Origin of the sequence: Rhizobium sp. RAF56 (assembly GCF_052113965.1) — a bacterium.
In the GTDB taxonomy this organism is placed as follows: Bacteria; Pseudomonadota; Alphaproteobacteria; order Rhizobiales; family Rhizobiaceae; genus Rhizobium.
Genome location: NZ_JBFRDU010000015.1, coordinates 120,983 through 142,468, shown reverse-complemented (window position 1 = coordinate 142,468; position 21,486 = coordinate 120,983). Strand labels below are relative to the sequence as shown.

Below are 21,486 nucleotides of genomic sequence, written 5' to 3'. Positions count from 1 at the left end.
TGCCGTAACGGCAGGATGATCGACGAGCGATAATCAAGCAAATTCGAATGGCGCCGCCATGGAGTTCTTCGTCGATCGCTCGTTGCCGGTGCCACTGCGCACGCAGTTGCACGGTCTTATCGAATACGGCATTGCCTGCGGCGAATTGGCGCCAGGTGAAACATTGCCTTCCGTACGCGAACTTGCGGAAAAAATCGGCGTTGCACCCATGACTGTCAGCCAGGTCTACGGGGATCTTAAGGTGGCGGGGCTGATCGATGCCCGTCCCGGCGCCGGAACCTTCGTCACCCAAAGCTCTCGCACCCGTCTCGCCACGCGGTCGGACGCGGGCGACCTGCGCCGCCACATCGACGACCTTATCGACGAAAGCCGTGTGCTCGGCATTCGCACCAGGGACTTCGTCTCCCTCGTTAGCGCCCGCGCATTCTATCGCGACAGCGTCGCCGCCCACGAGGCCGACGCTCTGCGGGAGGAAGATGTCGTCGAGGAACTCCCGGGCGGACATTGAAATCATCCTCGCCCTTGACGCAAATGCAGCGCTTCAGTATTCATTAAGTCATCCGATGACTTAATGAATGGTTGGATGTTCTTTGGAACCACTTGATCGTCCTACCCTGGCGGGAAACGCCGTCGACGCGATCCGCGCGGAGATCGTCGCTAGCCGCTGGGCGGTTGGCAACCGCCTTCCCAATGAAGCGACGCTGTCGGCGATGCTTTCGGTGAGCCGCGGCACGATCCGCGAGGCCGTGCGCATGCTTGTCGCGAAGGGCTATCTCGAGACGCGACAGGGATCCGGCACCTACGTGCGCTCAGCGGTCGACCCGGCCGAAACGCTGCTGAGAACGAGGCGCGCAGGGCTGCGCGATCTCTTCGAGGCACGCTGCGCGCTGGATGTCGAGGCAGCGCGTCTCGCCGCGATCCGCCACACACCCGCCGGCGTCGCGGACCTGCGTGCATTGCTAGCGCGCCGCGGCAACAGTGGCGATACCGACCGGGCGACCTTTGTCGCGCGTGATCTCGCTTTCCATAAGGCCGTTATCGCGGCCTCCGGCAATCGCGCCATGATCGAGATCTACGAATTCTTCTCCGCCTCCATCCGGGAAACGATCGAGGCGACGCTTTGCGATGACGTTCCAGAGCCTGACCTCGAGGCCCATGCCGCCATCATCGACGCCATAGCTTCCGGTGATCCCGCCAAGGCCGACGCCGCCGTGCGAGGCTTTATGGACCCTGTTCTTGCTTCCCTGGATAGAATGCTGCTTTCATGACCCTCTCCGCTTCGCGTTCCCAAAAGACCCACGACCTCGCCGACGAACAGCTGATCGATGCGGAAGTGGACAGCGTGCCGGCGCCGCGCGTGCTTGTGCCGCAAAGCGCGCTTGGCCGCTTCATTCTCGGCGCCAGTCTCGTGCTCATCGCCTTCAATCTGCGGCCGGTATTTTCCAGCGCCTCGGCACTCCTGCCGGAAATCATCCGGAGCTACGGCCTTTCCACGCTCGGCGCGAGCCTTTTGACGACGCTGCCCGTCGTCTGCCTCGGTGCCTTCTCGCCGCTGGCGCCACGCCTGGCACAGCGCATCGGCTCGGAGCGGACGCTGCTGGGCGTGCTCGCGCTGCTTGCGTTCGGCACCGCATTGCGTGGCCTCAACTCCATTCCGCTACTTTTCCTGGGCACCGCGTTCGCCGGGGCGAGCATCGCCGTCGGCAACGTGCTTTTGCCGGGCCTGGTCAAGCGCGACTTCGCCGATCGCGCCGCGCTGATGACCGGATGCTACACCATGGCGCTCTGTGCGGGGGCGGCCACGGCAGCGGGGTTCACGCTGCCGATCGAGCATGCGCTTGGCGACAAGGTCGCAGGTGCGCTTGCCGCCTGGGCGATACCGGCCTTTATCGTCTGCCTCATCTGGCTGCCCCAGACCATCTGGAAGCGCCGCCGGGTGAAGCATCCGGGCTTTCGCGTCGTCGGCCTCTGGCGCGACCGGCTGGCCTGGAACGTCACGCTTTTCATGGGGCTGCAGTCAGCACTAGCCTACAGCGTCTTCGGATGGCTGGTTCCCATCCTGCGCGATCGCGGGCTCGATGGCGTCACTGCCGGCGCGATCGTCTTTACCTCGGTGATGGTGCAGGCGGCATCCTGCCTGGTCATACCGCATATCGCGGTACGCGGCCGCGATCAGCGACTGATCAACGTCTCGCTGATCGCCCTGGCCGTCGTCGCCTTGCTCGGATTGCTATTCGCGCCGCTTTCGACCGTCTGGGTCTGGTCGGTGCTGCAGGGCATCGGCCAGGGTGGGCTGATCGCCGTTGCGATGACGGTCATCGTCCTTCGTTCGCCCGACGCGCATGTGGCCGCGCACCTTTCCGGCATGGCGCAGTGCGTCGGCTATCTGCTCGCCGCAATCGGACCGTTGATCGTCGGCCTGCTGCATTCCTGGACGGGCGGGTTCGAGGCAAGCGCCGTGCTCTTCGTGCTTCTCGGTCTCGGCGCTGCCTTCAACGGTTGGGGAGCGGGCCGCGCCGAGCTGGTGCAGACGCGCACGATCGAGCTGGAGCCAACTGCCGATGTCGAAAAGTGATCGCTGGCGGGATCAGACGATCCCGCCACTGCCGGCCGCGGACGCAGGCCGTTCCGACGCAACCTTCTTGCGATAGCCGCTGGCACGGTAGGCGGCCACCGGATCGATCGCGCCGCCGGCGCGGCGCCGGGCCTCGGCAAGGATTGGCTCGACATCGCTGCGGTAGGCCCGCTTCAGCGTTTCCGAAGCCATCAGCGCATCGTTGCCATCCTGATAGTCCGAAAGTGCAGTGCGATCGACGATCAACGCCTGGGCATAGGCGCGGCGGATCTCGTTGGCGCTGGAGATCAGGCTCTCGATCGGATCGGTGACATTGTGCGACTGGTCGATCATGTGGGCGGGATGGAAGCCCTTGGCGCCGCGACGCTCGGCCTCGACCAGCTCGTTGAACACCAGGAACAGGCGGTAAGGCTCGATCGCGCCGGCGTCGAGGTCGTCGTCGCCGTACTTTGAATCATTGAAATGGAAGCCGCCGAGCTTGCCGAACTGAATGAGGCGGGCAACGATCATCTCGATATTGGTGTTCGGCGCATGGTGGCCGAGATCGACAAGGCAATAGGCCTTCGGGCCGAGCGTGCTGGCGATCATGTAGTTGGTGCCCCAATCCTGCACGACGGTCGAATAAAAGGCCGGCTCGTACATCTTGTGCTCGGAAAAGAGCCGCCAGTCGTCGGGCAGCGCCTTGTAGATTTCCGCCATCGCGGCGAGATAGCGCTCGAACGCCTTGGTGAAATTGCTCTGGCCGGGGAAATTGGAGCCGTCGCCGATCCAGACCGTCAGCGCCTTGGAGCCGAGCGCCTGGCCGATCTCGATGCATTCAAGATTGTGTTCGACGGCCTGCGCGCGGGTCGCGGCATCAGTGTGGCTGAGCGAACCGTATTTATAGGAATGCGCCTGCGCCGGGGCGTCGGAAAAGGTGTTGGAGTTCATCGCGTCGAAGGAAAGGCCGACCGCATCGCCCTTTGCTTTCAACTCCTTGGTCTCGGCCTTGTCCCAGGGAATATGCAGCGAGACGGTCGGGGTTGCCTGTGTCAGTTGGTGGATGACGGCGCAGTCGTCGAGCTTGTCGAAGATGCCGCGCGGCTCGCCAAGGCCCGGAAAGCGGGCAAAGCGCGTGCCGCCGGTGCCCACGCCCCAGGATGGGACGGCGACGAAGAACTCGGAAACCTTTGTGGTGATCGTCTCGATCTCGATGCCGCGGCGCGAAAGATTTGCGCCGAGCGCCTCGTAGTCGGATTTCAACGCGGCTTGGCGCTTGTCATTCTCGGATGCGACCAGATCCTGCGCGATTTTGAATTCGGCCATGGGTTCCTCCCGTGTTGCCTGGTTCCCCTCTCCAACCGGGGGATAGTTTTTCGACGGCCTCGCCCCGACTCGGCGTCATGCCCGGGGCAAGCCCGAGCGTGACGAAAGAGCGCCTCAGAGCGCATGTCTTAGCGCGTAAAACTCTGCGCGTTGCCGGCGTCGACGTTGATGATGTTGCCGGTCGATTTCGCCGAAAGGTCGGACGCCAGGAAGTAGATCGCCTCGGCGATGTCTTCCGGGAAGACGTTGAGTTTCAGCATCGAGCGCTTGCGGTAATGCTCCTCGAGATCGTCCACCTCGATCTTCGACGACGCCGCGCGCTGCTCGCGCCACTCACCGCTCCAGATTTTCGAGCCACGCAAGACGGCATCGGGGTTGACGGTGTTGACGCGGATGCCGGCCTCAGCGCCTTCCAGCGCCAGGCATCGGGCGAGATGGATTTCGGCGGCCTTGGCGGTGCAATAGGCCGCAGCGTTAGGCGACGAGGCAAGGCCGTTCTTGGATGCGACGAAGACGATGTTTCCGCCGAGCGCCTGACGGCGGAACAGGCGGAAAGCTTCGCGCGAGACGAGGAAATAGCCGGTGGCGAGAATGTCGATGTTCTTGTTCCACATCGAAAGTTCGGTCGCCTCGATCGGCGCCGAGGATGCGATGCCGGCGTTCGACACGAGGATGTCGATACCGCCGAATTCGACGCAGGCCTCCGCGAAGGTCGATATGACCGCATCTTCCTTGGTGACGTCGAGCTTAACGCTGCGAACCGCGTCCGCACCGAACTGCCTGATGAACTCCGCCTCGGTGCTGCCAAGCGCGGCCTGATCGATGTCGGCCAGCACCACGCAGGCGCCCTCGCCCACCAGCCGCGCGGCGGTCGCACGGCCGATACCGCCGGCGCCGCCGGTGACAAAGGCAACCCTGCCGGCCAGGCTCTTCGGCTTCGGCATGCGCTGCAGCTTTGCCTCTTCCAGCAGCCAGTACTCGATATCGAAGGCTTCCTGCTCCGGCAGGCCCTGATATTCGGACACGGTGGAGGCACCGCGCATGACGTTGATGGCGTTGACGTAGAATTCGCTGGCGATGCGAGCCGTTGCCTTGTCGCGGGCGAACGACAGCATGCCGACGCCGGGGATCAGGAATATGACCGGGTTGGCGTCGCGCATGGCGGGCGAATTGTCATGCTTGCAGTCATTATAGTAGCGCGCGTAGTCGGCGCGGTAGTCTTCGAGCGCCTTGTCGAGACCTGCAACGACCGCGTCGGCATCCGGCTTTGCCGGGTCGAATTCGACGATCAGCGGGCGGATCTTGGTGCGCAGGAAATGGTCGGGGCAACTGGTGCCGAGCGCGCCGAGCGGACCGAGATTGTTCGAGTTGACGAATTCGAGCACGGCGTCCTGATCGTCGAAATGGCCGAGCTTGCGCTCTGACTTGCCGATGCGGCCGCGGATCTCGGGCATCAGGCGCGCGGCGATCGCACGGCGCTCGGCAACGGGCAGGCTTTGCACCGCCGAACCGCCGAAGATCGTCTTGCCTTCGGTCTTCCGAGAAAACCAGGTGATCGCCTTGTTGATGATGTCGAGCGTCAGCTCGTAGCAGGCCTTGGCGTCGTTCGCCCAGGTAAACAGGCCATGGCTCTCGAGCACCACGCCCTTGGCGTTCGGGTGGTCCTTGACGAAGGCCTCGAGGTCGAGCCCGAGCTGGAAACCGGGGCGGCGCCAGGGAAGCCAGCCGATGTCGTCGCCGAAGACCTCTTTCGTCAGTTCCTTCGAATTCTTGGAGGCAGCGATCGCGATGATCGCGTCGGGGTGCATGTGGTCGACATGGGTGAACGGCACGAAGCCGTGCAGCGGCGTGTCGATCGAGGCTGCGCGCGAATTGAGATTGAAGGTGCAGTGGGGCAGGAAGCCGACCATGCGGTCCTCGTCCTCGACGCCCTTATAAATGCTCTTCAGCGATTCCAGCTTGTCCTGGTAGAGCGTGGCGAAGCCATCGAGCTTTATCGTGCCGACGTCACCGCCGGAGCCCTTGACCCAGAGCACCTTGACCTTGCCGCCGGAGAGCGGGTCGGTTTCCATGACTTTTGCCGAGGTATTGCCGCCGCCATAGTTGGTGATGCGCTTGTCGGCGCCGAGCAGGTTGGAGCGGTAAAGCAGCTTGCCCGGTTCATCGAGGCTCGCCGCATAAGCGTCATCCCAACGGTTTTCGAGAAGCCGGATCTCAGCCGCCATGTCATCCTCCCAGGTGGTATTTTCTGGAGCGCGCCTTCAAAAGGAACACGCCAACTGGTTCACGGTATCGCTCATGGACTTGGAGCTTGTCAATCGAAAACGATCAAAATCGATTATTGTGCAGCGCAATATGAAAATTCATGATCGTTTTTGATTGACACTTTGTCACAGATACGAAATAAGCTTTGGACAGGAGGAGCCATGCACGAACGCGAACGTCATCGCATCATATTGAGCGCCGTTCAGGAAAAATCGGTCGTCACGATTCAGGATATTTCCGAATTGACCGAGGCTTCCGAGGCGACGATCAGGCGCGATATCGCGGCTTTGCACGTGCAGGGAAAGATCCGTCGTGTGCGTGGCGGGGCCGAAGCCGTCCATCCGCCGCAGCTCGGCAATCTCGCAGGACGCCCTTTCCGCGTTTCAGAAGCCGTCAACATCGATAAAAAGCGCGCAATTGCGCGTCAGGCCGTCGAGATGTGCGATGCGGGAGACGCGATCATCATCAATGGCGGTACGACCACCTTTCAGATGGTGCATTATCTCTCCGGCCACCGGCTGCAGGTGATGACCAATTCTTTCGCGATCGCCGAGCATCTGATCAAGCATTCGAAGAATTCGGTGACGCTTCCCGGCGGCGCCATCTATCGCGAGCAGAGCCTCATCCTTTCGCCGTTCGACAACGACGCCATCCGCAATTTCTACGCACGGCGCATGTTCATCGGGGCGCAGGGCGTCGGCCCGCTCGGCATCATGGAGGCTGACGCGCTGATCATTCAGAGCGAGCAGAAGCTGATGCACCAGGCCGACGAACTGGTGGTGATGGTCGATTCCAGCAAGTTTCGCCTGCGCTCGAGCCTGATTTTATGCCCGCTCGAGCGAGTGGCAACCATCATCACCGACGACGGCATCTCAGAGGGGGCCGCAAGGATGATCGAAGACGCGGGCGTGTCGCTAGTCATAGCCAGCGTCGCATCGCAGTCGGGCAAGGAGGATTCCTCGTCGGTCGCCTGAGAGGCAGCGCCGGGGCGTAATTGAGTTTATCAACGTGGGAGGACTAAACATGCATATGGTGAAAAAACTCGCGATCGGCGCGGCGCTCGTCGTTGCAATGATGGCAGGTACCGCGAGCGCCAAGGATGTCAAGATCGGTCTGGTCGTCAAATCGCTCGGCAACGGTTTCTTCGACGCCGCCAACAAGGGCGCGCAGGAAGCCGCCAAGGAACTCGGCGGCGTGGAAGTGATCTACACCGGCCCGACGGCGCCGACCGCTGAAGCCCAGATCGAAGTCATCAACTCGCTGATCGCGCAGGGCGTCGACGCGATCGCCATCTCGGCCAATGACAAGGATGCGGTTGTGCCGGCCCTCAAGAAGGCCAAGCAGCGCGGCATCAAGGTCATTTCCTGGGATTCCGGTGTCGCGAAGGAAGGCCGCATCCTGCAGCTGAACCCCTCGTCGAACCAGCTGATCGGCAAGATGTGCCTGACGCTCGCCAAGGACCACATGGACGGCGGCAAGGGCAACTTCGCCATCCTGTCGGCAACCTCGACGGCGACGAACCAGAACATCTGGATCGGCGAAATGAAGAAGCAGCTCAAGGACTTCCCGGGCCTCAACCTGGTAACAACGGTTTACGGCGACGACCTTTCCGACAAGAGCTATCGTGAAGCCCAAGGCATCATGACCTCGCATCCTGAGGTTACGGTCATCGTCGCACCGACGACGGTCGGCATCCTCGCTGCCTCGCAGGCGATCAAGGACGCCGGCAAGATCGGCAAGGTCTATGCGACGGGCCTTGGCCTGCCGTCGGAAATGGCCGGCGCGATCAAGTCGGGCGCGACGAAGGAATTCGCAATCTGGAACCCGATCGACCTCGGCTATTCGGCAACGCAGATCGCCTACCGCCTCGTCAAGGGTGAAACCGACGGCAAGCCGGGCAGCGAGATCAATGCCGGCCGCATGGGCAAGATCAAGGTCGGCAAGGATAGCGAAGCGGCAATGGCCGATCCCTTCGTCTACAACGCGTCGAACATCGACCAGTTCTCCAAGGTTTTCTGATCCGAAGACTTGATATCACCACCTGGCGGCTTCGGCCGCCGGGACAGGAAATCGCTTAAACGGTAGAACGCTGATGACCACCGCCCTTCAACGCCCGGCCGTGGAAATGCCGACCGCCAGCGAGGCGGCCATTCTCGAAATGCGCGGCATTTCGCAGATCTTCCCGGGCGTCAAAGCCCTCGACAACGTCAGCATCTCCCTCTATCCGGGCAAGGTCACCGCCCTGATCGGCGAGAACGGCGCCGGCAAATCGACACTCGTCAAGGTCCTCACCGGCATCTACCGCCCGAACGAAGGCGAGATCCTGGTCGACGGCAAGCCCGTCACCTTCGCGAACGCCCAGGCAGCCATTGACGCCGGCGTGACCGCCATTCACCAGGAAACGGTGCTCTTCGATGAATTGACGGTTGCGGAAAACATCTTCCTCGGCCACGCGCCGCGCACCGCCCTTCGCACGATCGACTGGAAGACCATGAACAGCCGCTCTAAGGAGCTGCTGCACTCGCTCGAAAGCAACATCGACCCGACAATACGGCTGAAGGATCTGTCTATTGCACAGCGCCATCTGGTCGCGATCGCCCGTGCTTTGTCCATCGAGGCGCGCATCGTCATCATGGACGAACCGACAGCCGCGCTCTCGCGCAAGGAGATCGGCGACCTCTTCCGCATCGTCGAAAGCCTGAAAGCCAAGGGCAAGGCCATTCTCTTCATCAGCCACAAGTTCGATGAAGTCTATGAGATCGCCGACAACTTCGTGGTCTTCCGCGATGGCCGCGCCGTCGGTCACGGCCGCCTCAAGGAGACGCCGCAGGACGAAGTCGTGCGCATGATGGTCGGCCGCGACGTCAAGGACGCGTTTCCGAAGGTGGCGGTCACCATCGGAAACACCGTGCTCGAAGTTGACAGATACTGCCATCGCACTGAATTCCGCGACATCTCCTTCAAGCTTCGCCGGGGCGAGATTCTTGGCGTCTACGGCCTGATCGGGGCTGGGCGCTCCGAGCTTTGCCAGTCGCTTTTCGGCATCACGAAACCCGCCTCCGGCCGGCTGACGCTGGAGGGCAAGGAAATCGCAATCCGCTCGCCGCTCGACGCCATCCGCGCCGGCATCGTCTATGTGCCGGAGGAGCGCGGTCGCCATGGGTTGGCGCTGCCGATGCCGATCTATCAGAACATGTCGCTACCCTCGCTGCTGCGCACCTCGCGCAAGGGCTTCCTGAGGGCGGCGAACGAGTTTGCGCTTGCGCGCAAATATGCCGAGCGGCTGGATCTGCGCGCTGCGGCCCTTTCCGTGCCGGTGGGCACCCTCTCCGGCGGAAACCAGCAGAAGGTCGTGATCGGCAAATGGCTGGCGACGCAGCCGAAGGTCATCATTCTCGACGAGCCGACCAAAGGCATCGACATCGGCTCGAAGGCCGCCGTCCACGGCTTCATCAGCGAACTGGCGGCCGAAGGGCTCTCCATCATCATGATCTCCTCGGAACTGCCGGAGATCCTGGGGATGTCGGACCGCGTACTCGTCATGAAGGAAGGCCTGACGGCCGGTCTCTTCGACCGGGCTGGGCTAACGCCGGAAGCGCTGGTGCGCGCCGCCACCGGCAACGCTTGAGGAATAATAAATGTCACGCCTTCTGAAACGACGCGAAACGTTGCTCTTCGTCATCATAGTGATCATGGTCGCGGCCTTCTCCAGCCGCGCCACTGGTTTCGCGACGCCCTCCAACCTCGCCAACATCTTCAACGACACCGCGATCCTGATCATTCTGGCGCTGGCGCAGATGACGGTTATCCTGACGAAGTCGATCGACCTTTCGGTCGCGGCGAACCTTGCCTTCACCGGCATGGCAGTCGCCATGCTGAACGCCACATATCCCGATCTGCCGCTCGTCGTGCTGGTGCTGACGGCGATCGTGATCGGAGCCTTGCTCGGCGTGATCAACGGCTATCTCGTCTGGGCGCTCGAGATCCCGCCCATCGTCGTCACGCTCGGCACGCTCACCGTCTATCGCGGCATGGCCTTCGTGCTCTCGGGTGGCGCCTGGGTCAACGCGCATCAGATGACGCCTATCTTCTTGAACGCAACGCGTACGGTCGTGCTCGGCCTCCCGGTCTTGTCCTGGATCGCGATCGTCATCGTTGCGATTGTCTATATCGTGCTGCGCCACACACCTTTCGGCCGCTCCACCTATGCGGCGGGCGGCAATCCGGTGGCGGCTGTCTATGCCGGCATCGACGTCGGCTGGACGCGGTTCCTCGCCTTCGTGCTGTCGGGTGCGCTTGCGGGACTTTCCGGCTACCTCTGGGTCGCGCGCTATGCGGTCGCCTATGTCGATATCGCCAATGGTTTCGAACTCGACAGCGTCGCTGCCTGCGTCATCGGCGGCATTTCGATCGCCGGCGGCGTCGGCACTGTCGCCGGCACGGTTCTGGGTTCGCTGTTCCTCGGCGTCATCAAGAACGCGCTTCCGGTCATCGGCATTTCGCCTTTCACACAGATGGCGATCTCCGGCACGGTCATCATTCTGGCCGTCGTCTTCAACGCCCGGCGCGAACGCAGCCGTGGCCGGATCATCCTGCGTGACCAGGCGGCAAAGGAAGTAAATAGCGAGGAGCTGCCCGCATGAGCAACGTTTCGACGGGTTCCGTTTCTCAAGGCAGCGCCGAGAAGCGCACGATCCCCGACAGGCTCTCGACGCCGTTTCGGCGGGTGATGGCGAGTTGGGAAGTGCTGCTGCTCGGGGTCGCGATCGCCATATTCATCTTCAACTCGATCGCGTCGCCCTATTTTCTCGACGTCTGGAACCTATCGGACGCCACCTACAACTTCACCGAAAAGGCGATCATCGCTTTTGCCATGGCGCTGCTCGTAATCGCCGGCGAGATCGATCTTTCCGTGGCGGCGATCATCGCGCTTGCCTCGACGGCCATGGGTGCCGCGGCTCAGGTTGGCTTCGGGACGCCGGCGCTCGTCGCCATCGGGCTTGGCGTCGGGCTCGTTTGCGGTCTCTTCAACGGTTTCCTCGTATCGGGCATGAAACTGCCGTCGATCGTGGTCACCATCGGCACGATGAGCCTGTTTCGCGGTATTTCCTATATCGTCCTCGGCGACCAGGCCTACGGCGACTATCCTGAGGATTTCGCCTATTTCGGCCAGGGCTACGTGATTTGGGTCTTCTCTTTCGAATTCGTGCTCTTCGCCGTCCTCGCGGTCATATTCGCGGTCCTGTTGCACGCGACGAATTTCGGCCGGCAGATCTTCACGATCGGCAACAACGACTTCGCTGCCCGCTTCTCGGGGATCCGGGTGGAACGCGTGAAATTCATTCTCTTCATGCTGACCGGATTGATGAGCGGCATCGCCGCCGTCTGCCTGACTTCGCGCCTTGGCTCCACGCGCCCGTCGATCGCGCAAGGGTGGGAACTGGAAGTGGTGACCATGGTGGTGCTCGGCGGCGTCTCGATCCTCGGCGGGTCCGGTACGATCGGGGGCGTCGTCATCGCCGCCTTCGTCATGGGCCTCGTCACCTTCGGTCTCGGTCTGTTGAACGTGCCGGGCATCGTCATGTCGATCTTCATCGGCCTGCTCCTCATCATCACCATCGCGCTGCCAATCGTCGCGCGCAGGGTAAAAGCCATGAGCTCGAAATGACCGTTACTCTCGAAAAGCACGCCTTCAAAATGCACCTCAACCCCGGTATGGAGGCTGAATACAAAAGGCGTCACGACGAGATCTGGCCGGAACTGGTCGAGCTCTTGCATCAGGCCGGCGCGAGCGACTACTCCATTCACCTCGACCGCGAGACGAACACGCTTTTCGGCGTGCTGACCCGCCCCGTCGGCCACACGATGGCGGCCCTGCCCGATCATCCGGTGATGAAGAGATGGTGGGCGCACATGGCCGACATCATGGCGACCAACCCGGACAATTCGCCGATCCAATCCGACCTCGTGACCGTTTTCCACCTGCCATGAACGCTTATCGTCATATCGCCGTTCTCGACATCGGCAAAACCAACGCCAAGGTCGTGGTGCTCGATGCGACGACGGGCGCCGAGATCGCCGCGCGGCGGCGGGCGAATAGGGCTGAGAAGGGCGGGCCCTACCCGCATTACGACATAGAGGGCCTATGGGCTTTCACGCTCGAGGCACTCGCCGCCTTCGCGGAGGCGCCCGGCTATGACGCGATCTCGATCACGACCCATGGCGCGTCCGCCGCGCTGCTCGCCGCCGACGGCAGCCTTGCTCTTCCTGTCATCGATTACGAGCACGAATATCCTAAACACGTCCGCGATGCGTACGACCGGCTGCGCCCACCCTTCGAAGAGACCTTCTCGCCGCGCCTTTCCGGCGGCCTCAACGTCGGCGCGCAGATCCACTATCAGAAGACTGTCTTTCCCGACGATTTCTCCCGCGTCCGTACGATCCTCACCTATCCGCAATACTGGGCCTGGCGCCTGACCGGCGTTGCGGCCAACGAGGTCACGTCGCTCGGCTGCCACACTGATCTGTGGAGGCCACGGCAAGGAACATACTCGTCGCTGGTCAATGCGCTCGACATTCGCGACCGCATGGCGCCTATCCGCTCGGCCTTCGATGTGCTGGGGCCGGTCCTTCCCGAAACGGCTGGACTGCTTGGCCTTGCCGCCTCCGTGCCGGTCTATTGCGGCATTCACGATTCCAATGCTTCGTTGCTGCCGCACCTGATCCGCAACGAGCCGCCGTTTTCAGTCGTTTCGACCGGCACGTGGGTGATCAACTTCGCCGTGGGCGGCGATCGCGATCGCTTCGATGCGGCGCGGGATACCTTGGTCAACGTCGATGCGTACGGGCGTGCCGTCCCTTCGTCGCGCTTCATGGGCGGCAGGGAGTTCGAAATTCTGTCGCGCGAGATCGGTGCCGTGAACCCCGCAGCGGTGGAGGCAGCCTTCGCTGGCGTTGTCGCCAAGGGGATGATGCTCTTGCCGAATGTCGTCCAGGGCTCGGGTCCGTTCCCCGGCCGGGAGCACCGCTGGATGGCGGATGCCGGTGCGCGCGCTTTGGAGCGGCTTGCCGCCGCCTGCCTCTACCTCGCGCTGATGACCGAGGCCTGTCTCGATCTCATCGGTGCAAGAGGTCCGATTTTCGTCGAAGGACCGTTCTCACACAATCGAGGTTACCTCTCGGCGCTGGCGAGCCTGACGGCAAGGGATGTGACGGCGCTTCCGGGTTCCACCGGAACGAGCCAGGGCGCATCGCTGCTAACCGGCATCGAGCCAACCGCATCGAGCGGTGCCCCGGTTCGGGATCTGATCGTGGGATTGGAGGACTACCGCCGAAACTGGTATGCGGCGACCGAGCGGACCTGACACCTGCTTCAATGGCGACGTACGTCGATCCTGGCTTCCTCGACTGCAGCGACGAAGGCGGTACGCGCTTCCTCTTCGCCTTCTTCATCGGCAATCACATCCAGGCACGCTTTCAAGGCGCGCGCATAGGCCCTGCCGCGCCGCGCGGGCCAGGATTCGATCAAAAAGAGGGCTGCTTCGCGCGTGCTGGAAACGAGGTGATATTCCTCGACATCATCCTCGAGGATCACTTCAACGCCGACGTGCCAAGTGCGATCGAAGTCATTCATCCCCATGCACCTACCTCCTGATCGGGAAACGGGGATAGGCGCCATTCGTTCCATCGTGGGAGGCGACTTCAGCTCAAACCGTTCCCCGCAGTCGCTTGCGCGTGTCGGAGGCACTTTCGCCAAAATGAGCGCGGTAGCTGCGCGCGAAGGCGGAGGACGAATTGAACCCGGTTGCGGCGGCGATATCGGCGAAGGGGACTTTCGTTTCGATCACGTTGCGCCGCGCGGCGTTGAGCCTGAGCGCCAGGTAGTGAACATGCGGCGCCACGCCCAGGTTTTCCTGGAACAGGGCTTGCAGAGTGCGGGCGCTGACGCCGACACGACGAGCGAGCCTTGCCAGCAAAAGCGGCTGCTCGACGTGCTCTTCCATCAGCCGGACGGCGTGGGCGACGCGCGCGTCGCGTATCCTGAGGCCGGTCGTCGAAGGCAAGCCTCGATCCGCCGCGGGAAAAGCCGCCTGCTGATAGATGAAAAGCCGGGTCACCTCGTGGGCGAGCGAATAACCCTGGCGCCTGCGGATGATGTCCAGCATCAAGTCGATAGTCGGCAGCGATCCGCCCGTGGTGATGCGTTTGCCGTCGATGACAAAGCGTTCCTGGACCATCCGCACCTGCGGATAGGCCGCCGCGAATTCCTCGAAATCCTCCCAGTGTGTCGTCGCTGACACGTTGTCGAGCAGGCTTGCTTCCGCAAGCAGCCACGTGCCGGCCTCGATGCCGGCGATCATCGTGCGATGCCGAGCAGTGCGGGAAAGCTGCATCTTCAATGTCGATGTCGCGCTGCGCCGCCAGTTGTAGCTCGCGAGCACGAAAAGCGGCGCGGTGTCGCCCTCGGGCCGGAAGGCCCCGTCCGCCGGCACCGCGAGCTGGCTCGCGGTTTCCACCGCCTCGCCCTCGGGCGTCAGGATGCGCCAGCGATAAATGGTCCGGCCGGCGATGCGGTTGGCCGCACGCAGCGGCTCGATCACCGCCGCGAGCAGGATCAGCGTCGTCTCCGGCAGCGCAAGCACGTCGATGTCCAACGTTTCGTCGGATGCGGTCAGCATGAGAGAATGATCCCGTTTTCCGAAATTGTATAATGAAGATCCAAAAATGCAAAGCACTGGCACGCCGCTTACCGGCTAATACGCGCACAACGAGGAGAACAGCCATGCCACTTGCCATGAACCGCGATGTGTTCATCACTTGCGCCGTCACCGGCTCGGGAGATACGACGTCCAAGTCCGCCAATGTGCCGATCACGCCGAAGCAGATCGCCGAATCGGCGATCGATGCCGCCAAGGCAGGTGCCGCGGTCGTCCACTGCCATGTCCGCGACCCCGAAACGGGTGCAGGCAGTCGCCGCAACGATCTCTACCGCGAAGTGACCGACCGCATCCGCTCGGCAGATGTAGACGTCGTTCTCAATCTCACGGCTGGCATGGGCGGAGACCTGGTGTTCGGGGGCGTCGAAAAGCCGTTCCCGCTCAACGAAAAGGCCACGGACATGGCCGGCGCCACCGAGCGCGTATCGCACGTGGCCGAATGCCTACCGGAAATCTGCACGCTCGATTGCGGCACGATGAACTTCTCGCTCGGCGACTACGTCATGACCAATACGCCGTCGATGCTGCGCGAGATGGCGCGGCAGATGACTGCGCTCGGCGTCCGCCCGGAAATCGAAGCCTTCGACACCGGCCACCTCTGGTTCGCCAAGCAGCTGGTCGAGGAAGGTCTGATCGAGGATCCGGTGCTGATCCAGCTGTGCATGGGCATTCCGTGGGGCGCGCCGGACGACCTCAATACCTTCATGGCGATGGTCAACAACGTGCCGTCCAGCTGGACCTTCTCCGCATTCTCGATCGGCCGCAACGCGCTTGCCTATCCGGCCGCCGCGGTCCTTGCCGGCGGCAACGTCCGCGTCGGGCTCGAGGACAATCTCTATGCCGGCAAGGGGCAGCTCGCGACCAACGCGCAGCTCGTCGAAAAGGCGGTTACGGTGATCGAGGGCATGGGCGCCCGTATCATTGGGCCGGACGACGTCCGCAAGAAATTGAAACTGACCAAGCGCTAGGGAACGGACATGACTTTCATCAAGAAGGCCGCCTGTGTCGGCGGCGGCGTCATCGGCGGCGCCTGGATTGCCCGTTTCGCACTCGCCGGCATCGACGTGAAGATTTTCGACCCGCACCCGGAAGCCGAGCGCATCATCGGCGAGGTCATGGCCAACGCCGAGCGAGCCTACGGCATGCTCACCACCGCGCCACTGCCGCCGAAGGGAAAGGTCACGTTTTGCAAGACGCTTGACGAAGCGGTTGCCGAGGCCGACTGGGTGCAGGAAAGCGTGCCCGAGCGGCTGGAACTGAAGCGTGGGGTGATCACCCAGATCGATGCAGCCGCCCGCCCCGACGCGCTAATCGGTTCGTCCACATCAGGCTTGCTACCGACCGACCTGCAGCGCGACATGAAGCATCCCGAACGCCTGTTCGTGGCGCATCCCTACAACCCGGTCTACCTGCTGCCGCTGGTGGAGCTGGTTGGCGGCGCGAGGACCTCGACGGAGACGATCGAGCGCGCCAAGGAAGGTGTTGCCCAGATCGGCATGAAGGGCGCCCATATCGCCAAGGAAATCGAAGCCTTCGTCGGCGACCGACTGCTCGAGGCTCTTTGGCGCGAAGCGCTGTGGCTGATCAATGACGACATCTGCGATACCGAGACGCTGGACGACGTGATCCGCTACTCCTTCGGCATGCGTTGGGCGCAGATGGGTCTGTTCGAGACCTATCGCATCGCCGGCGGCGAAGCCGGCATGCGCCACTTTCTCGCGCAGTTCGGTCCCTGCCTGAAATGGCCGTGGACCAAGCTGACCGATGTCGTCGATCTTGACGATGCGCTGGTGGAAAAGATCGGCGCCCAGTCGGACAAGCAGGCCGCCGGCCGCTCGATCCGCGAGCTCGAGCGCATCCGCGATGAAAATCTTGTCGGCATCATGCATGCGCTGAAAGCCGGCAATGGCGGCGAAGGCTGGGGTGCCGGCAAGCTGCTTGCCGATTTCGAACAGCGGCTCTGGGCGCAGGCCGGCAGCCAGTCGAAGTTCCATGACGCCTCGGCTCCGCTCCGCCTTGTCGATACCAAGGTTGGTGCTGCCTGGGTGGACTATAACGGCCACATGACTGAGCACCGCTATCTGCAGGTTTTCGGAGATACCTCGGACGCGCTGCTGCGGCTGATCGGCGTCGACCTCGACTATGTCGCGGCGGGCCATAGCTACTACACGGTGGAGACCCATATCCGTCACCTCGGCGAAGCCAAGCTCGGCCAGGCGATCCACTCGACCTGTCAGGTCCTGTCCGTCGACGATAAGCGGTTGCATGTGTTCCATAGGATCCATGACACCGCCTCGGATGCGGTGATCGCGACGGCCGAGCATATGCTGCTGCATGTCGACTCGAAAGCCGGCAGGTCGGTTCCCGCGCCGGAGACAGTGCTGGCGAAACTGCGCCCCATTGCGGCCGAACACGCCAAATTTCCGGCGCCGGAAGGCGCCGGCCGGTCTGTCGGCCAGACGAAGTAACTGCAAGCCCCTATCGCCGCGGCAGTCATCGGCCCCCCCGCTTGCGGCGGGGGCCGATCGCAGTCGGCGCGGCCAAGGTTCATATTTTCAAGAAATGACGGAGGAGACCACAATGCATTTCGGCCTGACCGAAGAACAGGAAATGATCGTAAAGACGGTTCGCGAGTTCGTGGAAACCGAGATCTATCCGCATGAAAATGAAGTCGAACGCACCGGGATCGTCCCGCGCGAACTCGGCCAGGAGATCAAGCGCAAGTGCATCGAGCTCGGCTTCTACGCCGCCGCCTTCCCCGAAGAGGTGGGCGGTGCCGGTCTCGACAACCTGACTTTCACGCTGGTCGAACGTGAGCTTGGCCGCGGTTCGCTGGCACTCACCACGTTTTTCGGTCGCCCCTCGGGCATTCTGATGGCGTGCGAGGGCGAGCAGCGGGAAAAATACCTGCTGCCGGCCGTGCGCGGCGAGAAGATGGATTCGCTCGCCATCACCGAGCCGGACGCCGGTTCCGACATGCGCGGCATGAAGTGTACCGCCCGTGCGGATGGCTCGGACTGGATCCTCAATGGCACCAAGCACTTCATCTCGCACGCCGATATCGCCGATTTCGTCATCGTCTTTGCCGCAACCGGTGAGGAGGAGACCTCGAAGGGCGTCAAGAAGAAGATCACGGCGTTCCTCGTCGATCGCGACACGCCGGGCTTTGAAATCCGCCCCGGCTACAACTCCATATCCCATCGCGGTTACCACAACTGCATCCTCAACTTCACCGACTGCCGCCTGCCGAAGAGCCAGGTCCTGGGCGAGCTGCATCAGGGCTTCGAGATCGCCAATCAGTGGCTGACCGGCACGCGCCTCACCGTTGCCGCAACCTGCGTCGGCCGCGCGCGGCGCGCCTTCGATCTGGCGCTTGAGTACGCGGCACAGCGTAAGCAGTTCGGCAAAGCGATCGGCTCGAACCAGGGCGTTTCCTTCAAGCTCGCCGACATGGTGACCGAGATCGACGCCGCCGAGTTGCTGACACTGTCGGCCGCCTGGCGTCTCGACCAGGGACTTCCGTCCAACCGCGAGATTTCATCGGCGAAACTGTTCTCCACGGAGATGCTGGCGCGCGTCACCGACGAGGCGATCCAGATCTTCGGCGGCATGGGCCTGATGGACGACCTGCCGCTTGCCCGCTTCTGGCGCGACGCCCGCGTCGAGCGCATCTGGGACGGCACCTCGGAAATCCACCGTCACATCATCAGCCGCGACCTGCTGCGGCAGTTCGGAGCGTGATTCGATGACGCGATCACTCGACCGTCTCATCCGGCCGCGCTCCATTGCCGTCTTCGGCGGCAAGGAAGCCCGCCGGGTGATCGAGCAATGTGACCTGATGGGTTTCACCGGCGACATCTGGCCGGTGCATCCGAAACTGGACGAGGTCGCTGGCCGGCGTTGCTACCGCTCGGTCGCTGAGCTTCCGGGTGCGCCGGACGCCGCTTTCGTCGGCGTAAACCGAATGCTGACGGTCGAGGTCGTGCGCCAGCTTGCCGAACGCGGCGCCGGCGGCGCCATCTGCTATGCTTCGGGCTTTCGCGAGGCAGTGTCGGAGCTTGCAGACGGCGACGAACTGCAACAAGCCCTGGTCGAGGCCGCCGGCGACATGCCGATCATCGGGCCGAACTGCTACGGCTTCATCAATGGGCTGGACGGCGCGCTGCTCTGGCCCGATCAACATGGCGTCATCAGGATCGACAAGGGTGTGGCGATCCTCACCCAGTCGTCCAACATCGCGCTAAACCTCACCATGAACCGGCGCGGTTTGCCCGTCGCTTATCTGATGACAGCCGGCAACCAGGCGCAAACGGGGCTTTCCGATCTTGCCTACGCCGCGCTCGAAGATCCGCGCGTCACGGCGGTCGGCCTGCATGTGGAAGGGTTTGACAGCCTGCCTGCCCTCCAGCGGTTGGCGGCCCGCGCCCGCGAATTGAAGAAGGCGGTGGTGGCGCTGAAGGTCGGCAAGTCGGAGAAGGCGCGGCAGGCGACGGTGTCGCACACCGCATCGCTCGCCGGCAGCGATGCCGTATCGGCCGCCCTCCTCGACCGCCTCGGCATCGGGCAGGTATCCTCGCTGCCCGAACTCGTGGAAACGCTGAAACTGCTGCATATCGCCGGACCGCTTGCGAGCAACGAGATTTCCTCGATGAGCTGCTCGGGCGGCGAAGCATCGCTGATGGCCGACGCCGCCGTCGGTCGGGCGGTCGACTACCGCGCGCTGAAGTCTGAACAGCTGCCGACACTGCGCTCGACACTCGGCGAGATGGTGACGCTCTCCAATCCGCTTGACTATCACACCTTCGTCTGGGGCAACGTGAAGCGGCAGACGGACGCCTTCACGGCGATGTTTGCCGGCGGATACGCGCTCAACCTTCTCGTGCTCGATTTCCCTCGGGAAGACCGCTGCAACGGTGCCGACTGGCTGCTGACGGTCGAGGCGGTGATCGCCGCCAGGGCGGCAACCGGGGCCGTCGCCGGTATCGTCGCGACGCTCGGCGAGAACATGCCGGAAGAGATCGCGGTGCAATTGCGGGACAAAGGGGTCATTCCGTTCTGCGGCATCGACGAGACATTGGCTGCCGCCGAGACCGCCGCCGCGATTGGCAGGGCCTGGGCACGTCCCGCCGCCCCGCCGCTTCTCGATACGGCGTTTGCTGACGGCGAAAGCGTCGTCCTCACCGAGGCCGCAGCCAAGGCCGAGCTTGCCGCTGTCGGATTGCGCGTGCCGGAAAGCAGGCTCGCCTCGAACCCGGAGGACGCTGTGAAGGCGGCGGAAGAGCTCGGTTTCCCCGTCGTTTTGAAGGGACTTGGCGTCGCCCACAAGACGGAAGCCGGTGCCGTAAAGCTCAATCTGCAGACCGGAGACGCGGTTAGGGCCGCAGCGGTTGGGATGCAAGCCGTCGCTTCCGGCTATCTCGTCGAAAAAATGGTGGAAAAGCCCGTTGCCGAGCTGATCATCGGTGCTACGCGCGATCCGGTCGCCGGATTGTTCATGACGATAGGTGCGGGCGGAATTCTGGTGGAATTGCTTGAGGATTCTGCCATTCTGGTCCTTCCCGCGACGAAAGAGGACATCTTGGCCGCAATTTCCCGCCTGAAAATCAGCAAATTGCTCAACGGTTATCGTGGCGGGCCGAAGGCCGATCTGGCAGCCCTCGTCGCGGCCGTCGCATCAGCGGCAGATTATGTCGTTTCAAACGCTGCAAAGCTTGAGGAACTAGACATTAATCCCTTGATGGTTCTGAGTGACGGCAAGGGTGCCGTTGCGGCAGATGCACTGGTCCGGCGAAGGAGATAAGCGGTTGAACGGCCCCATTCGCACCCGGCGCATCGGCGGAATCCTGGAGGTGACGATGGACCGGCCGAAGGCCAACGCCATCGATCTCGAGACCAGTCGCAAGATGGGTGAAACCTTTCGCGACTTCCGCGACGATCGCGACCTCCGGGTGGCCATCATCACCGGCGGCGGAGAGAAGTTCTTTTCGGCCGGCTGGGACCTGAAGGCCGCCGCGGCCGGCTCTCCGGTGGACGGCTACTACGGTGTCGGCGGCTTTGGCGGCATGCAGGAGCTGCGGGACCTCAACAAGCCCCTGATCGCCGCGGTCAACGGCATCTGTTGTGGCGGCGGCTTCGAGATCGCGCTTTCCGCCGATATGATCATCGCCGCCGACAGCGCCACCTTCGCCCTCCCGGAAATCCGCTCCGGCACGGTTGCGGACGCCGCCTCGATCAAGCTGCCAAAGCGTATCCCCTATCACATCGCCATGGACATGCTGTTCACCGGTCGCTGGGTCGATGCCGAAGAGGCGCACCGCTGGGGGTTCGTCAACGAGATCGTGCCGCTTGACCGGCTGATGGAGCGTGCCTGGGAGTTGGCGCGCCTGCTCGAAAGCGGCCCGCCTCTGGTCTATGCTGCGATCAAGGAGATCGTTCGCGACGCCGAAGGCCGTGATTTTTCAACGACGATGAACAAGATCACCAGGCGGCAGTACAAGACAGTAGACGTTCTCTATTCCAGCGAAGATCAGCTCGAGGGAGCGCGGGCCTTCGCGGAAAAACGCGAACCCCTATGGAAGGGGAGGTAGGCTGTTCTAGAGCCTGATGTCGATCCATCCAGATTAT

19 protein-coding genes are annotated in these 21,486 nt (G+C 62.8%); 15 read left to right on the top strand and 4 right to left on the bottom strand.

Going from position 1 to position 21,486, the window contains the following annotated elements:
* Positions 1 to 58: 58 nt before the first annotated feature.
* The 3 genes from AB4048_RS14975 to AB4048_RS14965 all read left to right on the top strand — a co-directional run bounded on the left by AB4048_RS14975 (position 59) and on the right by AB4048_RS14965 (position 2,575).
* Positions 59 to 508: a GntR family transcriptional regulator gene (locus tag AB4048_RS14975; RefSeq protein ID WP_442202757.1), complete on the top strand. Its 450-nt coding sequence runs from the start codon at positions 59 to 61 to the stop codon at positions 506 to 508.
* Positions 509 to 575: 67 nt separating this feature from the next.
* Complete coding sequence (locus AB4048_RS14970; protein ID WP_442202756.1) at positions 576 to 1,268, top strand: FadR/GntR family transcriptional regulator; 693 nt, start codon at positions 576 to 578, stop codon at positions 1,266 to 1,268.
* Positions 1,265 to 2,575 (top strand): CynX/NimT family MFS transporter, encoded by a 1,311-nt coding sequence (locus AB4048_RS14965; protein ID WP_442202755.1) that lies wholly within the window; start codon positions 1,265 to 1,267, stop codon positions 2,573 to 2,575. The genes AB4048_RS14970 and AB4048_RS14965 overlap by 4 nt, the downstream gene beginning before the upstream one ends.
* A gap of 12 nt (positions 2,576 to 2,587) precedes the next feature.
* On the opposite strand, the gene rhaI is transcribed toward AB4048_RS14965, so the two are convergent.
* Both rhaI and AB4048_RS14955 read right to left on the bottom strand, forming a co-directional pair.
* Positions 2,588 to 3,880 (bottom strand): L-rhamnose catabolism isomerase, encoded by a 1,293-nt coding sequence (gene rhaI / locus AB4048_RS14960; RefSeq protein WP_442202754.1) that lies wholly within the window; start codon positions 3,878 to 3,880, stop codon positions 2,588 to 2,590.
* Positions 3,881 to 4,008: 128 nt separating this feature from the next.
* On the bottom strand, positions 4,009 to 6,105 hold the full coding sequence (locus tag AB4048_RS14955; protein ID WP_442202753.1) for a bifunctional rhamnulose-1-phosphate aldolase/short-chain dehydrogenase: 2,097 nt from the start codon (positions 6,103 to 6,105) through the stop codon (positions 4,009 to 4,011).
* A 201-nt stretch (positions 6,106 to 6,306) separates the two neighbouring features.
* Here AB4048_RS14955 and AB4048_RS14950 point away from each other — a divergent pair, with 201 nt between their 5' ends.
* From AB4048_RS14950 to AB4048_RS14920, 7 genes are all read left to right on the top strand, one after another.
* A complete protein-coding gene (locus AB4048_RS14950) occupies positions 6,307 to 7,119 on the top strand; it encodes a DeoR/GlpR family DNA-binding transcription regulator (protein WP_442202752.1) in 813 nt (270 codons plus the stop codon).
* A 49-nt stretch (positions 7,120 to 7,168) separates the two neighbouring features.
* Positions 7,169 to 8,164: a rhamnose ABC transporter substrate-binding protein gene (rhaS, locus tag AB4048_RS14945; protein WP_442202751.1), complete on the top strand. Its 996-nt coding sequence runs from the start codon at positions 7,169 to 7,171 to the stop codon at positions 8,162 to 8,164.
* A gap of 73 nt (positions 8,165 to 8,237) precedes the next feature.
* Positions 8,238 to 9,773: a sugar ABC transporter ATP-binding protein gene (locus tag AB4048_RS14940; protein ID WP_442202750.1), complete on the top strand. Its 1,536-nt coding sequence runs from the start codon at positions 8,238 to 8,240 to the stop codon at positions 9,771 to 9,773.
* Positions 9,774 to 9,783: 10 nt separating this feature from the next.
* Positions 9,784 to 10,788: an ABC transporter permease gene (locus AB4048_RS14935; protein ID WP_442202749.1), complete on the top strand. Its 1,005-nt coding sequence runs from the start codon at positions 9,784 to 9,786 to the stop codon at positions 10,786 to 10,788.
* Positions 10,785 to 11,813 (top strand): ABC transporter permease, encoded by a 1,029-nt coding sequence (locus AB4048_RS14930; protein ID WP_442202748.1) that lies wholly within the window; start codon positions 10,785 to 10,787, stop codon positions 11,811 to 11,813. Before AB4048_RS14935 ends, AB4048_RS14930 begins: the two co-directional genes overlap by 4 nt.
* The gene (gene rhaM / locus AB4048_RS14925) at positions 11,810 to 12,136 is read left to right on the top strand and encodes an L-rhamnose mutarotase (RefSeq protein ID WP_442202747.1); all 327 of its coding nucleotides are present in this window, start codon (positions 11,810 to 11,812) and stop codon (positions 12,134 to 12,136) included. Before AB4048_RS14930 ends, rhaM begins: the two co-directional genes overlap by 4 nt.
* Positions 12,133 to 13,509, top strand: coding sequence for an FGGY-family carbohydrate kinase (locus tag AB4048_RS14920; protein WP_442202746.1), 1,377 nt, complete (start codon positions 12,133 to 12,135; stop codon positions 13,507 to 13,509). Before rhaM ends, AB4048_RS14920 begins: the two co-directional genes overlap by 4 nt.
* A gap of 8 nt (positions 13,510 to 13,517) precedes the next feature.
* Here AB4048_RS14920 and AB4048_RS14915 read toward each other — a convergent pair whose 3' ends face one another.
* Positions 13,518 to 13,784, bottom strand: coding sequence for a DUF982 domain-containing protein (locus AB4048_RS14915; protein ID WP_442202745.1), 267 nt, complete (start codon positions 13,782 to 13,784; stop codon positions 13,518 to 13,520).
* A 67-nt stretch (positions 13,785 to 13,851) separates the two neighbouring features.
* On the bottom strand, positions 13,852 to 14,823 hold the full coding sequence (locus tag AB4048_RS14910; RefSeq protein ID WP_442202744.1) for a GlxA family transcriptional regulator: 972 nt from the start codon (positions 14,821 to 14,823) through the stop codon (positions 13,852 to 13,854).
* Between the two features lie 104 nt (positions 14,824 to 14,927).
* Here AB4048_RS14910 and AB4048_RS14905 point away from each other — a divergent pair, with 104 nt between their 5' ends.
* The 5 genes from AB4048_RS14905 (at position 14,928) to AB4048_RS14885 (ending at position 21,449) form a co-directional block, all read left to right on the top strand.
* The gene (locus AB4048_RS14905) at positions 14,928 to 15,830 is read left to right on the top strand and encodes a 3-keto-5-aminohexanoate cleavage protein (protein ID WP_442202743.1); all 903 of its coding nucleotides are present in this window, start codon (positions 14,928 to 14,930) and stop codon (positions 15,828 to 15,830) included.
* A 9-nt stretch (positions 15,831 to 15,839) separates the two neighbouring features.
* Entirely contained in the window at positions 15,840 to 17,330 is a 1,491-nt protein-coding gene (locus AB4048_RS14900; RefSeq protein WP_442202742.1) for a carnitine 3-dehydrogenase, read from the top strand.
* Positions 17,331 to 17,442: 112 nt separating this feature from the next.
* The gene (locus tag AB4048_RS14895) at positions 17,443 to 18,603 is read left to right on the top strand and encodes an acyl-CoA dehydrogenase family protein (protein ID WP_442202741.1); all 1,161 of its coding nucleotides are present in this window, start codon (positions 17,443 to 17,445) and stop codon (positions 18,601 to 18,603) included.
* A 4-nt stretch (positions 18,604 to 18,607) separates the two neighbouring features.
* Positions 18,608 to 20,662, top strand: coding sequence for an acetate--CoA ligase family protein (locus AB4048_RS14890; RefSeq protein ID WP_442202740.1), 2,055 nt, complete (start codon positions 18,608 to 18,610; stop codon positions 20,660 to 20,662).
* Positions 20,663 to 20,666: 4 nt separating this feature from the next.
* On the top strand, positions 20,667 to 21,449 hold the full coding sequence (locus tag AB4048_RS14885) for a carnitinyl-CoA dehydratase (protein ID WP_442202739.1): 783 nt from the start codon (positions 20,667 to 20,669) through the stop codon (positions 21,447 to 21,449).
* The last annotated feature ends 37 nt before the right edge of the window (positions 21,450 to 21,486 follow it).

What these genes read in the sequence shown, in the direction of transcription:
- rhaS (WP_442202751.1), top strand. Translation starts at nt 7,169, where the DNA reads ATGCATATGGTGAAAAAACTCGCGATCGGCGCGGCGCTCGTCGTTGCA.
- AB4048_RS14975 (WP_442202757.1), top strand. Translation starts at nt 59, where the DNA reads ATGGAGTTCTTCGTCGATCGCTCGTTGCCGGTGCCACTGCGCACGCAG.
- AB4048_RS14965 (WP_442202755.1), top strand. Translation starts at nt 1,265, where the DNA reads ATGACCCTCTCCGCTTCGCGTTCCCAAAAGACCCACGACCTCGCCGAC.
- AB4048_RS14955 (WP_442202753.1), bottom strand. Translation starts at nt 6,105, where the DNA reads ATGGCGGCTGAGATCCGGCTTCTCGAAAACCGTTGGGATGACGCTTAT.
- rhaI (WP_442202754.1), bottom strand. Translation starts at nt 3,880, where the DNA reads ATGGCCGAATTCAAAATCGCGCAGGATCTGGTCGCATCCGAGAATGAC.
- AB4048_RS14910 (WP_442202744.1), bottom strand. Translation starts at nt 14,823, where the DNA reads ATGCTGACCGCATCCGACGAAACGTTGGACATCGACGTGCTTGCGCTG.
- AB4048_RS14905 (WP_442202743.1), top strand. Translation starts at nt 14,928, where the DNA reads ATGCCACTTGCCATGAACCGCGATGTGTTCATCACTTGCGCCGTCACC.
- AB4048_RS14940 (WP_442202750.1), top strand. Translation starts at nt 8,238, where the DNA reads ATGACCACCGCCCTTCAACGCCCGGCCGTGGAAATGCCGACCGCCAGC.
- AB4048_RS14950 (WP_442202752.1), top strand. Translation starts at nt 6,307, where the DNA reads ATGCACGAACGCGAACGTCATCGCATCATATTGAGCGCCGTTCAGGAA.
- AB4048_RS14935 (WP_442202749.1), top strand. Translation starts at nt 9,784, where the DNA reads ATGTCACGCCTTCTGAAACGACGCGAAACGTTGCTCTTCGTCATCATA.
- AB4048_RS14890 (WP_442202740.1), top strand. Translation starts at nt 18,608, where the DNA reads ATGACGCGATCACTCGACCGTCTCATCCGGCCGCGCTCCATTGCCGTC.
- AB4048_RS14915 (WP_442202745.1), bottom strand. Translation starts at nt 13,784, where the DNA reads ATGGGGATGAATGACTTCGATCGCACTTGGCACGTCGGCGTTGAAGTG.
- AB4048_RS14930 (WP_442202748.1), top strand. Translation starts at nt 10,785, where the DNA reads ATGAGCAACGTTTCGACGGGTTCCGTTTCTCAAGGCAGCGCCGAGAAG.
- AB4048_RS14970 (WP_442202756.1), top strand. Translation starts at nt 576, where the DNA reads ATGGTTGGATGTTCTTTGGAACCACTTGATCGTCCTACCCTGGCGGGA.
- AB4048_RS14895 (WP_442202741.1), top strand. Translation starts at nt 17,443, where the DNA reads ATGCATTTCGGCCTGACCGAAGAACAGGAAATGATCGTAAAGACGGTT.
- rhaM (WP_442202747.1), top strand. Translation starts at nt 11,810, where the DNA reads ATGACCGTTACTCTCGAAAAGCACGCCTTCAAAATGCACCTCAACCCC.
- AB4048_RS14900 (WP_442202742.1), top strand. Translation starts at nt 15,840, where the DNA reads ATGACTTTCATCAAGAAGGCCGCCTGTGTCGGCGGCGGCGTCATCGGC.
- AB4048_RS14920 (WP_442202746.1), top strand. Translation starts at nt 12,133, where the DNA reads ATGAACGCTTATCGTCATATCGCCGTTCTCGACATCGGCAAAACCAAC.